The organism is Enterobacter sp. SA197 (assembly GCF_054131575.1).
This window is the reverse complement of the sequence record NZ_CP096393.1, coordinates 4,932,862-4,947,863: the sequence shown is the minus strand read 5'-3', so window position 1 is coordinate 4,947,863 and position 15,002 is coordinate 4,932,862. Positions and strand designations below refer to the sequence as shown.

The following is a 15,002-nucleotide window of genomic DNA, read 5'->3' as shown; positions in this document are numbered from 1 at the left end:
CCACTGACCTGTTACCATAAAAAAATAAGGGACCTGTATGAGTATTAGCAATACCAGTAAGCTCTCCTATGGCATTGGAGCGCTGGGCAAAGATCTTGCCTGCTCAATTATTTATTTATATCTGATGTTTTATTATACCGACGTGGTGGGCCTTTCTGCCGCCTTTGTGGGTTCGCTATTTTTATTCGCCAGGATCTGGGATGCGATAACCGACCCGATCATGGGTCTCATTGTCGACAACACCCAAACCCGTTGGGGTAAATTCCGCCCGTGGATTTTAATTGGCACTATTGTCAATTCCGTGGTGATGGTTGGCGTATTTATTTCCCATGAATTTGAAGGCATCTGGCTCTATATTTACGCCTCGATCTCCTATGTATTATGGGGCATGACCTACACGATGATGGATATTCCTTACTGGTCGATGATTCCGTCATTAACCAAAGAAAAGAAAGAGCGCGAAAGAATTGTCGTAATCCCGCGTCTGTTCGCTAGTATTGCCTGGCTGCTGATGGGTGCCTTCGGCCTGAAAGCGATTGAATTGCTGGGCGAGGGTGACAGTGCTGTCGGTTTCGTTCGCGTCAGCATCGCAATTGCTATCTTCTTTATTTTCAGTGCCATCATCACCGTGGTGAACGTCAAAGACGTGGTCGACGTGAAGATCAGCAAACCCAAAATCCGCCTGAAAGATATGGTCAATATCATCACGAAAAATGACCAGCTGAAGGCCCTGATTGGCATAGTGTTGACCTTCAACATGGCGATGCAGCTGGCGGGTGGTTTTGCTATTTACTACTTCGCCTATGCTATCGGTAATAAGGATCTATTCCCGGTATTTATGATGCTGGCGGGCGCGGCGGAAATTGCCGGTCTGGTGCTTTTCCCGAAAGTGGTGGCCAGTGTTTCCCGGCCAACGGTATGGCGTCTCGCCTGCCTGTTCCCGGTGTTAAGCTGCGCTATCTTGCTATTATCTGGGATGTTTATGCCGGAAAACCACATCCTGGTTGGTCTGTCTGGTGCGCTGCTCAAACTGGGCTCTGGCTTCTCGCTGGCAATGGCGACCGTGATGCTGGCCGACGTGGTTGACTACGGCGAGTATAAAACCGGTATGCGCAGTGAAAGCGTGATTTTCTCGGTACAGACTATGCTTGTCAAAGCTGCTTCAGCCTTCGCGGGCTTCCTGATTGGTATCGGGCTGACGGTCATCGGTTACGTGCCGAATGAGGTGCAGGATCCGGGCACCATATTTGGGATGCGGGTGTTAATGATCGGTATTCCTTTTATTCTGGTTGCCGCTAGCTTCTTTATTTATCGCCGCTATTACAAACTCAACGGTCAATATCATGACGAGGTCATGGAAGCATTAGTGCAAAAACGTGCCTGACCGGTAATACCTGTCAGCAGTCGCTGAACTGCTGGCAAATAAAATCAAATATTAAAAAATATGGAAATTACTATGATTATACGCCGTGGTTTTTTACCTCTGCTCGCGTTAGCTTTGCCTTTTTCTGCCTCTGCCGCTCTCGAGAACTTCACCCCAATGGGCTATGTAAAATGGGGGAATATCTACACTGACAACAAAGACAGAAATGAGGGCAAAGGAAAACTGAATGATGTTATTCGCGCCTCAGAAGGTTTTGGTAATTATCGTTTAGGTAATGAAATGAACTGGTGGGAAGGCGGATTTAAAACCGACATCACCACCAGCACTGACGCCATTTTTGATTTTACCTGGTATATCGGCAGCGGAGAGTCCTGGGGCGACGTGGGCACGTTGCAGACCTGGGCCTCGGTCTACAATATTTTGCCGGGACAACCGGATGCCAAAATCTGGGTCGGTAAGCGTTTTTACCAGCGCCATGAAGTGCATATGATCGACATTAAATACTGGGATGTCTCCGACAACGGTATTGGCCTCGAGAACGTTGATTTAGGTTTTGCGAAAGGCCACGTGGCCTGGCTGGCGCCGGAGTCCAGTGCCGATCAGCGTGCGCTGCACAATATCGACCTTCGTCTGAGCGAGATGAAAATCAACGATAATGCGGACGTTACGACGGGTCTGAACTACGTTTTCGCCCAGAACGACAGCTACGACGAGAGCAACATCACCACCAACGGCTCCATGCTGTCGGTTGTCTATCGCCAGGCCTGGTCGATGGGCAGTAACACCCTCGCCTTACAGTACGGGCGCGATGCGCTGGCGGGTGGCCTGATGAGCGCAGAAGGTGCCAGTGCCATGAAATACAATACCGGTGTCGATCATGGGGGCGACAGCTGGCGTGTCTTTAACTACGGCGAGATTAACTTCACCGACAATATCCAGAGCATGTACTCGGTAGCCTGGCAGGATATTAACCTTGATAACAATACCGGGATGACCTGGTTCAGTGCCGGTTTGCGTCCGCAGTATAGCTGGAACGACTACCTGTCTACCGCCCTGGAGTTCGGCTACGAGCGTGTTGACGCGCAGAATAATGCAGGCGTTAACCACCTGTATAAAGTGACACTTGCACAGATGATTCAGGCAGGGAAAGGCGTGTGGGCACGTCCGGCGTTGCGTCTGTTTGCTACCTGGTCAGACTCCGATACCCAGTGGGAGCGCCTCAATCGCTACGGTGACCACGATAAATATGCCGCACCGGTGAAGAGCGACCGGGGAAGCGTAGAAGAAGTGACCTTTGGGTTTAACTTTGAGCTTTGGTGGTAATGGAAAACAGAATTCAGGAGCGAACTATGAAAAAGATTATCCCGATGGCGTTAGGCCTGCTGTGGCTGACTGGCTGCGCGCAACTCGTCACCACGGACCCCGACATCGGTGTGGTGACCCCGGCCAATTGCTGTGTCACCTTAGACCAGCTTCCGGCACAGAGCCTTAACAGCAAATACTCACTGACGCTGACGTTCGACGCGAATACCCCGCGCGTTGTCGAAGGCAATGGCAACCCGCACGCGCAGGTGGTAGCTCTTCCGGCATTCAACGGCGACTATACGCTTGAATTTACCACCCCTCTGGACGACGATCGTTTCCTCGCTGCTCAGGCGGTGGTTTATGACGCCGACTGGAAACCGTTGCAAAAGCTGGGATACGCGGATTTTGAGTATCGTCAGCCTGCCCTGTTGCAAAGCCATCGTCTGTTTGCCCGGATGCTGATTCAGCCGGGTGTGAAGGCTCCACGTTGGCTGGTTATCTCCACCGTGGCGCAGCCTGAACCCGCTCGCCTGAGGCTGGTGGCGGAATCAGAAATTTATTCCAAAAAAACGCAGGTCGAACCGCCGCTTGAGAAGGCCAGATATGCCATCGCAGGCGCAGAAGGAACGATTCATGTGCATGTCAGTCGCTTCACCCAACTGGCAAATGAGTTGATTGATGCGGTAACAGGAAACTAACCTTCCACCCGATGACGATAAATCCTTGCCCTGGGGCGGATTTATCGTTATCGGACACTTCGCAGCCCTTAAGATCCCCGAAAACTCATGAACCCATCTAATAAGCCCTAAAAGCCACGTTTTGCTAACCCCATGTGTGACGATAGGCGACTATTGTTTAAGTCACACAAAAATCAGGGTTCCGGTTCAGTGATGAACCGCTCATTGTTGTCCTGGCTGAACAGGCATGGAGCGCCCACGTCAGCCCGCCCTTCATCTTGAGGTTACTCATATATGACTTTACGAACGCTTGGTACCACAGGGTTACAGATCCCCGCGCTGGTTTTTGGCGGTAACGTTTTTGGCTGGACCGTCGATGAGAAGCAGAGTTTCAGTTTGCTGGATGCGTTGCTGGAAAGAGGTTTAACCGCCATTGATACCGCTGACGTCTACTCCGCCTGGGCACCCGGCAACAAAGGCGGTGAGTCCGAAACCATTATCGGTAAATGGCTGGCGGCCCGACCAGGCGCACGGGACAAAGTGACGCTGTTTACCAAAGTGGGTTCCGATCTTGGCGAACCGGGTAAAAAAGGGCTCTCCGGTCGCTGGATTGCGCAGGCCGTGGAAGACTCGCTGCGTCGTCTGCAAACCGACCATATCGATCTCTATTTCTCCCACTGGCCGGACGACGATACGCCCTATGAAGAGACTCTGGGCGCCTATGAAAAACTGCTGCAGGCCGGGAAAATTCGTGCGGTCGGCGCCTCCAACCTGAATGCGGAGCAACTGCAGGCGTCCCTGAAGGTGGCAGATGAAAAATCCCTGCCGCGCTACCAGGTGCTGCAACCGGAATACAATCTCTACAATCGCGAAAGCTTTGAAGGCGCATTGCAGGATTTGACGATACGGGAAAATATTGGTGTTGTGACCTATTTCAGTCTGGCCTCAGGATTCCTCACCGGTAAATACCGCAGCGAAAACGATCTGGGCCAGAGCCAGCGTGGCGAGGGTATCGGTAAATACCTCAATGACCGTGGCTTCCGCATTCTGGATGCGCTCGACGAGGTAGCGGCAGCACATGATGTGAAACCGGCAGAAGTGGCGCTGGCGTGGCTGATTGCCCGACCGGGCGTGACCGCGCCTATTGCCAGTGCGACCAAAATTCCCCAGGTGGACAGCTTCGTCACCGCGCTTTCCCTGACGCTCTCCGCCGATGAAATGGCAGCGCTGAACAACGCAGGCAAGTAAACCGGATAACGCACCTGGCGTTGCGTCAGGTGCTTTTCGCGCTTACCGGCGGTACTGTTCGTCAGTCACCTGCTCAAGCCAGGAGACGGGGCTGCCATCTTGTGACTCGGCAATAGCGATATGGGTCATGGCATTATCAGGCGTTGCGCCGTGCCAGTGTTTCACCTCCTCCGGTATCCAGACGATATCTCCCTGATTCATCTCCTCAATTTCCTCGCCTTCACACTGGATCCAGCCTTTGCCGTGGGTGATGATCAGCGTCTGGCCGAGCGGATGAGTGTGCCATGCGGTGCGCGCACCGGGCTCAAAGGTCACAATGGCACCGCCGACGCGGGCAGGGGGTTGCGCACTGAAAGGGGAGTCGATACGTACGCGACCTGTGAAGTAATCTTGCGGGCCAGCGGCTGAGGGCACGGATGCACTGCGGGTAATCTTCATTTGCTTCTCCGGAACGCGAAATATCATGATAATAAGCTTACGCAGCGTGGCGAAAATGGGTTAGCAGGTAAATCAGAAAGGACCTGTGAGGCAAATTCATGAATATTTTATATATACTTTTTTACTTTCCCGTACCCCCGGACCTCCCTCGTGCTAAAAGAAAATTTTAACGATCTTATCGCCTTCCTCGTCGTTGCTCAGGAGCGCAGTTTTACCCGCGCCGCTGCCAGACTGGGGGTATCGCAGTCGGCACTGAGCCATTCCATGCGCGGGCTGGAAGAGCGGATGGGGATTCGCCTGTTGACGCGCACCACGCGCAGTGTGTCGCCCACCGAGGCCGGAGAAACCCTGCTGGAACGCATCGGGCCGCATTTTCGCGACATCGAAACCGAACTCAACATCCTCAAAGGGATGCGTGACGTCCCCGCCGGGAATATCCGCATCACCGCGGGCGAACACGCGGTGGACGCGGTGCTCTGGCCGGTGCTGAAAGATTTTCTCGTCCGCTGGCCGGACATCAACGTAGAGGTGACCGTTGATAATGCGCTGATGGACATCGTCACCCAGCGCTTTGATGCCGGCATTCGCCTTGGCGAGTCGGTGGCAAAAGATATGATTGCTATTCCCGTCAGCCCGCCGATGCGCATGGCGATTATCGGATCGCCGGACTACTTTCGTCGCAATCCGCCACCCCAAACCCCGGCAGATCTACAACATCATCGTTGCATTAATATGCGAATGGCGACGCTCGGTGGCCTGCTGCCCTGGGAGTTCTCAAAGGAGGGTAAGGAGCTGAAAGTGCGGGTTGACGGACAGCTGACTATCAATGCCTTACGTCATCGCATTGAGGCGGCGGTCTCCGGCGTGGGGCTGGTTTACCTGCCGGAAGATGCGGTTGCCAGAGAAATTGAGCGTGGCGACGTGGTTCGGGTGCTGGAAGCCTGGTGTGAACCCTTCCCCGGCTACTATCTCTATTACCCCAGCAGACGCCAGCACACGGCCGCCTTTTCACTGTTTATTGAGGCGATGCGCCTTAAGGATGACGTGGCAGAACGATAATCGCGGCGCTGGCGAGGGTAAAGAGCGCCATGATCCACGCCATCGTCCAGGGGGTGCCATCGTTAAACAGTGCCAGCAGCGAAGACGAAATAATGCCGCTGCCATACTGCAGGGAACCGACTAATGCCGATGCGGAACCGGCTATAGTGGGCACCTCATCCAGCGCCGCGGCGGTCGAGGTGGCGGCAATGACCCCGTTCATCGAGAAAAAGATAAATACACAGGCGACCACGGCCGCGATGCCACCGACGTGCCACTTCACCGCCACAACCAGCATCACCACAGCGAAGGCCGCGACGGACACGGCCGCCTTCAGCAAAATATCAAGTGAATACCGCTGTACCAGCCTGCGATTCACCATGCTCATACCCACGACCCCGATAATATTCACTGCGAACAGCCAGCCGTAATACTGCGGATCGATGCCATAGAAGCTGATGTAGACCCGTGGCGAACCGGTAATAAACGCATAGGCTGCGACGTAAAAGAAGGTCAGGCACAGGGCGTAACGCATAAACAGGCGGTTTTTCAGCAGCACACCGTAATTACGAAATGCGCCGCGAAGCGAGGCCGGGGTGCGTTTCTCTGCGGGCAGGGTTTCCGGCAACAGCCACAGCGACAGAAACATCAGTACACCAATCGCCGCCAGCAGCCAGAAGATGGCATGCCATGTGGTGACGCGGATAATCTGCCCGCCCATCAACGGGCCTGCTATCGGAGCTATCGCCATCACAATCATCAGTGTGGAGAGCATCCGGGCGGCGTGGGTGCGGCTAAAGAGATCGCGAATCATTGCCCGTGCCAGCATAGGCCCTGTGCAGGCTCCTATCGCCTGAAAGACGCGCCAGAAGACAATCTCGTTGATGGAGGTGGAGTGGGCGCAGCCCAGCGAGCCAATCACGAACAACACCATGCCAATAAAGAGTGGCAACCGACGACCGAGATGGTCGCTGATGGGGCCCCAGACCAGTTGCGCGAAGGCAAAGCCGATAAGAAAGCCGGTGACGGTGAGTTCAACATTGCCCTGCAACTGAGCGGCCATGACCGGCATGGCGGGAAGATAGATGTCGGTCGACAGTGAGGTGAACGCCATTAACGCGCTCAGGATCGCGACAAACAGCGGCCCGTTTGTGGATTTAGTCATAGGATCTCAATTAATTACGTCAGAATGTACCGGCAGGGGAGAAATGCACCGGTGCGTGATGAGGATAAGTTTAATGAGATTCGGTGCGGTGATAATCCCGCGAAATCATATTGTGGTTATGAGGTGAGTTCATGAATAGAATCCCCTCACCCTGTCCCTCTCCCCAAAGGGGCGAGGGGATCGCCCGCGCGGTTTGCGGCTTTCACACAGGTTTTTGCTTATTTCCCGGACTCTGGCAACGTGGTTTTTCCCTCCAGAGCGGCAAGGTGCGGGTTTTCTCTCACTCCGGAGAGGCAAAGTGGGATGGGTTTTCTCCCTCGCCCCTTTGGGGAGAGGGCAGGGATGAGGGGAGACGTTAGCAGGATCACAATCTTTTTAACGCCGTAAACGACGCGGCCTTTCCGGCCTTTTGCGACGTGTTTTTTCCCTCCTGAGAGACAAAGGGGCGGATTTTCTCTTACTCCGAAGAGACAAAGGGACGGGTTTTCTCCCGCTCCAGAGAAGCAAAGTGGGATGGGTTTTCTCCCTCGCCCCTTTGGGGAGAGGGCAGGGGTGAGGGGCGACATTGGCAGAATCACAACCTTTTTAACGCCGCAAACGACGCGGCCTTCCCGGCCTTTTGCGACGTGGTTTTTCCCTCCTGAGAGACAAAGGGGCGGGTTTTCTCTTACTCCGAAGAGACAAAGGGACGGGTTTTCTCCCTCTTCGGAGAGGCAAAGGGACGGGTTTTCTCCCGCTCCAGAGAAGCAAAGTGGGATGGGTTTTCTCCCTCGCCCCTTTGGGGAGAGGGCAGGGGTGAGGGGCGACGTTGGCAGAATCACAACCTTTTTAACGCCGCTAACGACGTGGCCAGACTGTCAATCAGTGCCCTGACTGCGGGCGGCAGCCCTTTGCGGGTGGTGAACACCAGGTGGACAATCCCCGGCACGCTGCGCCATTGCGGGAAGATCTGCACCAGCTCCCCTTTCTCAAGGGCCTGATGGCAGTAGTGCTGCGGCAGAAAAGCGATACCCAGCCCCTCCCGTGCGGCGGTGCGCACGGCGGAGAAATCGCTACAGCTCATCACTGGCATATGGCGCAGCGGCAGGCGCTGTTTCTCCTGGTTTTCCAGCGGCCATTCCACTTCCGGGTCGTCATCATTGGTGCCGAGCGTGGGCAGCGCAGTGCTGCTCCTCGCCTCCGATGAGCAAGTTATATCAATGATATCGAACTGTTCATTGACGACGGACTGGCGCAGATTTGATGAAGAGAGTGCCCCATGTGGTCAGTATGAAATACGAGACAGCATGTATATCCCGTTGACATATCCCACGTATGCTTTACGCTTATCGGATAAATTTTCATCAAAGGAGGGAACATGGAAAAAACGACGCTTTTTAAAAGTAATCGTAGTCAGGCAGTGCGTTTACCTAAAGCCGTAGCTTTGCCTGACGATGTAAAACAGGTGGAAATTGTAGCGCTGGGTCGGACTCGTATTATTACGCCAGCAGGAGAAGCATGGGATAGCTGGTTCGATGGCGAGAGCGCCAGTCCTGACTTTATGAGCGAGCGTGAGCAATCAGCAGAGCAAAGCAGGGAAGAATTGTAATGCTTAAATACATGCTGGATACCAATATTTGCATCTTTACCATCAAGAACAAACCGCAAATTGTTCGAGAGGCTTTTCAGCAACATTATGACCGTATGTGTATCAGCTCAATCACCATGATGGAGCTGATTTACGGTGCAGAAAAATCCGTTATACCAGAAAAAAATCTACGGGTTGTTGAAGGATTTGTCGCCAGGCTGGAAGTCCTCAATTATGGGATTGAAGCCGCAACCCATACCGGGCAAATTCGAGCAGAAATGGCAAAATTGGGTACGCCGATTGGCCCCTACGACAGTATGATTGCTGCCCATGCGCGTGCACTGGGGCTGGTTCTGGTCACCAATAATACGCGCGAATTCGAACGTGTCCCGGGTCTACGGCTGGCTGACTGGACTGTGCAGGCCTGAGTTTATTGAGGCTAACGTTAACTACCCGTTTATGTCTGGCTGTAACGGGTAACCTGGCTGTTATAAAATCCTCTCTTTATATCTTAAACGCATAAACATTCTTTGTATCTCTGGATACGCCCCGAATTACCCCGTGTTGGCTCCGTCTTATTTATATACTTTATGTCGTTTAACTTATTGCCATTAAAAATAATAATTTCAGGGAAGGAGACGTGCGCCTGATGGGTTATCTTTAGTGCCCGATTCTTTTTGGCCGATGCTGTATGCCGGGCTGATATTTACTATTCCATTACCGCTTATTGTTTTTTTTGTTTTAATTCATGTGGTTAGTTTTGCATTAATTCGCTGATAGGGTCCTGCGCCGCTGGAAAATCTTATGCGCTTTTATGTCTGGATTATTCGCGGCACATCTTTACTGGTGCAACAGTTCCTTATTTCCTATGCGCTGCCTAATGCCGGAATCACCCTGACTGACACCCTTCCCGATTCCTGGTAAATTTAAAACAATAACACGGCGATCGGAACGTTTAACGGTCTGAAAGGGAAGAAATCTGTCCACACCCTGACCAGTCACTATGTGCAGCTGGCGCGTAAACGACGTCTTAAAATAAGCCGCTCCCCCCTGTTATGGCGGAGAGCCTTTTCGAGGTCAATGAAGAAGACAGGCATACCCATGCGGGTTAAAAAAGGCGGCAATTATCCAGAAGGGGGGAGTCCAGACTGCCGCCAAACAGACACTGCAGTTACTACGCTCTTTCTCTTATTATCATTGCAAGGATAAGGAACACGACCACGAAGGCGATGATGAAATTAAACCCGGTAGCGATACCGTAACTGTCTGATATAAGCCCAATTACCGAACCTGCCAGCGCGCCACCGAAGCCGGAGGCGACATAAATCAGCCCCATCACTGAACCGCTTTTGGTAGTTAAACGGGTAGCAATGGCCGCCGCCGTTGGGAACAGCACCGACATGGCAAATCCGAACAGCATAAACAGATAGACGAACTCCACGACCAGCATGCGGCTGGCAATGATGGAGGCCAGCGACAGTACCGAGAATCCGATCAGCGTCCTGCGCTCTCCCAACTTCAGAGTGATAAATCCGCCGATCACGCGTCCAATGGTAAACAGACCCGCAAAGGAAGAGATCACATAAGCAGCTTTGGCGGCTTTGCCAGCGGCATCCAGTCCGTTAATATCCAGGGCTGCATAGAAAATCGGGAAGAAATTCAGGAATGCGGCTTCGGCGGCCACGTAGAACAGTAAAAATGCGATAACAATCATCACATCTTTCTGCCCCAGCAGTTGCACAAAGTCACTGATCTTCATGGAAGACTGTGCCGTATTTTCTAATTTCAGGGTGCTCAGCACCAGTACCAGTACCACCACAATCACTGCGATGCCGACATAGAAGCTGCGCCAGGAGACGCTGTTGGCAAACAATTGATGCAAAATCAGCGGGGTCACTATCATCCCGACGCCGAACATCGCATTCGAGATATTGAACATCATCCCAGCTTTTTCTTTATAGAACGTCGGGATGACGGTCACAATCGACACCATCATTGAGCCAATTCCCAGTCCGATAACCAGATAGAAACCGAAGAACAGTGCGACCGTGTAGGCCAGACTGGTCCCCATCAGGCCGACTATCATCAGCAATGAGCCAATCAGCATCATCACCTTGAGGCCTTTTTTATCGGTCAGGTAGCCGGTCAGTAAACTGGAGATCAGGAAGCCAATCTGGAACAGCGTGATAAGCGTACCCACCTGGCTCAAATTGAGGTCGATACTGTGTTGCACCTGTTCGAGAATCAGCCCTTTGGTGTTTTGAATGCCGCCAAGTAAAAACATGGTCATAAACAGCAGGAAAAAGACCTTCCACTTCTGCGCGTTAGTCATTGTTCAGCTCCTTTGTTTTTTTCTTCCTCGCCGATAGCGTCAAACAGCGCCTGGTCGGCCCATCCATAGCAGTAGTAAAGCAGGTCATCGCAGGCACTCGCTTTGGCTGCGTGCACAGCATCAAGCAGTTCGTCGGGCGGTAAATTCCACATCTGTATGCCGCTGAAAATAAAGGTGCCCGGCTGAGAAAGTTGCCGCACCCGGTCGTTTTGTTCTTTGACGAAACGAATCGGGAAACCAGACCGTTTGAAGTCGGCGTAAGTCAGGTCGTAGGGCAGGTCGAACAGTTTTTTCACCGCCGAGAAGGCCAGCTCCTGGGTGTCTTCATCGCTGGCGAAGAAGTTAACCAGTCCCTGCACATCCGCGCCCCCACCCAGCTTATGATAGGGAAAATGTTTGAGCGTATCCGCATGACGGGTCAACGCGTGGTAGTCCTGACCGAGGATCCAGCTCCAGGCGGGTGGCCAGAGATCGAGCCAGAAATGGATGTCGCCAATGTTCTCTTTGGCCTGTTTCAGAATGCGCTCTACCAGTCCGGTGACGCTCTGCTGGCGAAAGGCAATCCAGCGTGCGATAAGCGGGTTGTTGCGAAATGCCTCGACCGGAACATCAAAATTGCCCTCTGCAAGCGCGTCGGAAAGGGTTTCCAGCTCTGCTTTTACCGCTTGCGGGTCAATCCCCTGTTCCTTCATGGCGTTCTGGCAGTGTGGGCAGAAGCAGGTGAACAGTCCTGCCGGGTTGACCTCTTTACCCGCCCAGTCCGGGAAGCGAATGCGGTCAATCAGGAAAGTGTCATATCCGTATCTTTCCTTGATACGACTGAAGGTTTTTTGCCAGTAATCCGCGACGTCCGGCGCGTTCGGGCACAGCCAATATTTAATAATCCGCCCTCGGTAATCAATAACATGGTTACTTTTTACATCGCCAGCAAAGTCGCCATTCAGAATATTGACCCACGGAATGACCTTAAAACGTGTGCCCTCGGTGGCATGCTTCACGGCTAACAGAGGGTCATTTCCGGCGAGGACGCCAGCATCGATGCTTTGCTGGATACGTGCGTCACCGCTGTAGATATTGACGTGTAGCATGCCGTTACCCATCACCGAATCGTGAACGGGGTTATGCGGCAAGACGCCTGTCGGATAGGGATTGCGCTCGAAAATGGTATTGAGCTCGACGAAGAGATGTTCAACACTCTGCATGCCGTCAATGCGCTGCAGAATAGCGTCCATGCCTTCGTCCAGAATATCGTGCGGGTGTAAGTGGATTCCTGCCATCCTATTCTCCTTGTTAACTCGCCAGCATTATTAAAGCTGCGTTTCTGGAATAAACTCGATTGAGGGGTAAAGCGTTGAAAGCGCCAGAATAGCAATGCCGTGAAGCGGGGCTTTTTCCCGAAGTTCTGATAATTCAACCGTAACGTGCATATTGGTTGACAATTGCCTGTCGAGAACCGTCTGTACCCGTGGCAGGAAATAATCCGCTGCATGGGTAACGCCTCCGGTTAAAATGACTTTTTGCAGATTGGCTATAGCGGCCAGATTAATAATGCCCATCGCCAGATAATCGGCCATTTCGTCAATCAGCGCGCAGGCGAGCGGATCGTTCTGCTCAACGCTCTGAATTACCTGCTCTAATGTCATCGGCTGGCGAAGCAGCGTCATAGCACGTTCACTTAGACCCGAGCCGGAGCAGTAACTTTCAAAACAGCCTTTATTTCGCCAGTCCTGAAAGAGCTGTTCACGGCCAAAAATCATATAGCCAATTTCGCCAGCTGCGTTATTCGCCCCGCGAATGATTTTACCGTCAATCAGCAGGGCTGAACCGAGGCCGGTGCCAATACCGATCAGGGCAGCACTACTGATATCACGGCATTTTCCACACCACATTTCGCCTACCAGCGCCGCCCGAATATCGTTTTCCAGTACCACCGGAATATAAAGACTCCGGGTGAGTGCGTCGGCGAGGGCAAGATTGCCCCAGTTGGGCAGATTGGGGGACCCTTCCAGTACCACGCCGCGGTTGATATCAATAATCCCAGGCGTTGCGAGGCCAATGACGCTTATCCTGCTCTTGTCCACGCCGCTTTCCCGAATAAAGCTGGCCACACCGTTGATCAATTGCTCAATAAAGATGTCCCGATCGCTGGTTTTCCACGTAGCTTCACGCTTCTTATATAAGATTTCGGCGTCCAGATTGAAGACGGAATAAGTTATCTTGGTTCCGCCTAAATCAATCCCCACCCCCAGTCTGGCAAAGGGATCAAAATTAAGCAGGATGCCTTTTCTGCCCTGGCCGGTTTGCGCGCTGACACCGCCCTCATAAATGGTGCCTTCATGAATTAAGCCGCTAATAATGTCAGAGATCGTGGCTTTGGTTATGCCGCTTATTTTGGCTACCTGCGCTCTGGATAGCGGTCCATGCTGGCGAATAATATTTAACACCAGAGTGGAGTTCATCTGCCGTAAGGTATTGGGGATGCCTGCATTCATCATGAATACTCTTTTAGTCTGCTTTCCATACTTAATCAAAGAAATGAATCTTCCCTGATGTCCTTTTTTGCGTATTTATTGCCTGAGATGCACAGCTTGTAAAGCTATTTTACTTATTTAGTTTGTATTCCATACTAATTTATTGAGGTCGGTCACATGCTTAAATTATGGTTTTTTAGTTATTTATTTTATGAATTAAATGAAAGAGTGATTGAGCTTTGCTTTATATTTTTTTTGTGAATAAATAAAAGGGTAATTATTTATTTTTAATATGCGCAAGTGGAGAGGGGCGGTTTTCTCCCTCGCCCCTTTGGGGAGAGGGCAGGGGTGAGGGGCGACGTTGGCAGAATCACAACCTTTTTAACGCCGCAAACGACGTGGCCAGACTGTCAATCAGTGCCCTGACTGCGGGCGGCAGCCCTTTGCGGGTGGTGAACACCAGGTGGACAATCCCCGGCACGCTGCGCCATTGCGGGAAGATCTGCACCAGCTCCCCTTTCTCAAGGGCCTGATGGCAGTAGTGCTCCGGCAGAAAAGCGATACCCAGCCCCTCCCGTGCGGCGGTGCGCACGGCGGAGAAATCGCTACAGCTCATCACCGGCATATGGCGCAGCGGCAGGCGCTGTTTCTCCTGGTTTTCCAGCGGCCATTCCACTTCCGGGTCGTCATCATTGGTGCCGAGCGTGGGCAGCGCAGGTAGCATGGCGATATCCTCTCCGGCGCGGCGCGCCAGCTCAGGACTGGCAACCAGAATCCGGTGCGAGATCCCCAGGGTGCGCATAATCAGCTCCGCATCACTGTTCAGCTCGGTACGTACGCGCAGGGCAACATCGATACGCTCGTTAATCAAATCAACGGCGCGATCGACGGCGACGATTTGCAGTCGCACCTTCGGGTAGCGGTGCATATAAGCCATCAGCGTGTCGGACACCACCTCCACCATGCCGGTCGGGCAGCTAAAGCGTACCAGACCCTGCGGCTCGGCGTTGGCATTGACGATCAGCGCTTCTGCCTGCTCCGCCTCCTGCAAAATGGCCCGACAGCGCTGATAAAAGGCTTCACCTACTTCGGTAACCCGAAAGCGGCGGCTGGTGCGCTCAATCAGCCTTACGCCCAGGCGCGACTCCAGTTCAGCAACGCGACGGCTGAGCTTTGACTTTGGTTCATGTAAGGCTCTCCCCGCAGCGGTGAACCCACCGTGGCGGACCACCTCGGCAAAGTAGCGGTAGTCATTCAGGTCAGTACGCATCGTCTTCTCATCGTTCTGTTATATGAACGATAGGTAGCATATTTGCTGACTTATTGCACCATCGTTCCACTGATATGCTCCTTACCACTAACCCAACGGAATAAACC

The 15,002-nt window shown here is 52.8% G+C and carries 14 protein-coding genes; 7 read left to right on the top strand and 7 right to left on the bottom strand.

What is annotated here, in order from left to right; all coding sequences use genetic code 11:
* Positions 1-37 precede the first annotated feature (37 nt).
* The 4 genes from melB (at position 38) to M1D91_RS23160 (ending at position 4,614) form a co-directional block, all read left to right on the top strand.
* A complete protein-coding gene (gene melB / locus M1D91_RS23175) occupies positions 38-1,384 on the top strand; it encodes a melibiose:sodium transporter MelB (protein WP_437433042.1) in 1,347 nt (448 codons plus the stop codon).
* 72 nt (positions 1,385-1,456) lie between these two features.
* Entirely contained in the window at positions 1,457-2,707 is a 1,251-nt protein-coding gene (locus tag M1D91_RS23170; RefSeq protein ID WP_437433041.1) for a carbohydrate porin, read from the top strand.
* Positions 2,708-2,733: 26 nt separating this feature from the next.
* Positions 2,734-3,387: a MalM family protein gene (locus tag M1D91_RS23165; protein WP_437433040.1), complete on the top strand. Its 654-nt coding sequence runs from the start codon at positions 2,734-2,736 to the stop codon at positions 3,385-3,387.
* Positions 3,388-3,660: 273 nt separating this feature from the next.
* Positions 3,661-4,614 (top strand): aldo/keto reductase, encoded by a 954-nt coding sequence (locus M1D91_RS23160; protein ID WP_437433039.1) that lies wholly within the window; start codon positions 3,661-3,663, stop codon positions 4,612-4,614.
* 42 nt (positions 4,615-4,656) lie between these two features.
* Here the strand turns inward: M1D91_RS23160 and M1D91_RS23155 are convergent, their stop codons facing one another.
* Positions 4,657-5,052 carry a (R)-mandelonitrile lyase gene (locus M1D91_RS23155; protein ID WP_437433038.1) on the bottom strand — a complete coding sequence of 132 codons (396 nt, stop codon included), beginning with the start codon at positions 5,050-5,052 and terminating at the stop codon, positions 4,657-4,659.
* Positions 5,053-5,202: 150 nt separating this feature from the next.
* On the opposite strand from M1D91_RS23155, the gene M1D91_RS23150 reads away from it, so the two are divergent.
* The gene (locus M1D91_RS23150) at positions 5,203-6,111 is read left to right on the top strand and encodes a LysR family transcriptional regulator (protein ID WP_437433037.1); all 909 of its coding nucleotides are present in this window, start codon (positions 5,203-5,205) and stop codon (positions 6,109-6,111) included.
* Here the strand turns inward: M1D91_RS23150 and M1D91_RS23145 are convergent.
* Entirely contained in the window at positions 6,086-7,255 is a 1,170-nt protein-coding gene (locus tag M1D91_RS23145) for a multidrug effflux MFS transporter (protein ID WP_437433036.1), read from the bottom strand. The two genes, M1D91_RS23150 and M1D91_RS23145, sit on opposite strands and share 26 nt — an antisense overlap.
* Before the next feature lie 817 nt (positions 7,256-8,072).
* Positions 8,073-8,378 (bottom strand): LysR substrate-binding domain-containing protein, encoded by a 306-nt coding sequence (locus M1D91_RS23140; protein ID WP_457975884.1) that lies wholly within the window; start codon positions 8,376-8,378, stop codon positions 8,073-8,075.
* A gap of 234 nt (positions 8,379-8,612) precedes the next feature.
* On the opposite strand from M1D91_RS23140, the gene vapB reads away from it, so the two are divergent.
* Positions 8,613-8,843, top strand: coding sequence for a type II toxin-antitoxin system VapB family antitoxin (gene vapB, locus M1D91_RS23135; protein WP_437434513.1), 231 nt, complete (start codon positions 8,613-8,615; stop codon positions 8,841-8,843).
* Positions 8,843-9,250 (top strand): type II toxin-antitoxin system tRNA(fMet)-specific endonuclease VapC, encoded by a 408-nt coding sequence (vapC, locus tag M1D91_RS23130; protein WP_437434512.1) that lies wholly within the window; start codon positions 8,843-8,845, stop codon positions 9,248-9,250. Before vapB ends, vapC begins: the two co-directional genes overlap by 1 nt.
* A gap of 746 nt (positions 9,251-9,996) precedes the next feature.
* Here the strand turns inward: vapC and M1D91_RS23125 are convergent.
* From M1D91_RS23125 to M1D91_RS23110, 4 genes are all read right to left on the bottom strand, one after another.
* A complete protein-coding gene (locus M1D91_RS23125; RefSeq protein ID WP_437434511.1) occupies positions 9,997-11,154 on the bottom strand; it encodes an MFS transporter in 1,158 nt (385 codons plus the stop codon).
* On the bottom strand, positions 11,151-12,431 hold the full coding sequence (locus M1D91_RS23120; protein ID WP_437434510.1) for a hypothetical protein: 1,281 nt from the start codon (positions 12,429-12,431) through the stop codon (positions 11,151-11,153). Before M1D91_RS23120 ends, M1D91_RS23125 begins: the two co-directional genes overlap by 4 nt.
* Before the next feature lie 30 nt (positions 12,432-12,461).
* Positions 12,462-13,649, bottom strand: a complete 1,188-nt coding sequence (locus M1D91_RS23115; RefSeq protein WP_437434509.1) for an ROK family protein — start codon at positions 13,647-13,649, stop codon at positions 12,462-12,464.
* Positions 13,650-13,995: 346 nt separating this feature from the next.
* Positions 13,996-14,895: a LysR family transcriptional regulator gene (locus M1D91_RS23110; RefSeq protein ID WP_457975882.1), complete on the bottom strand. Its 900-nt coding sequence runs from the start codon at positions 14,893-14,895 to the stop codon at positions 13,996-13,998.
* Between the last annotated feature and the right edge of the window lie 107 nt (positions 14,896-15,002).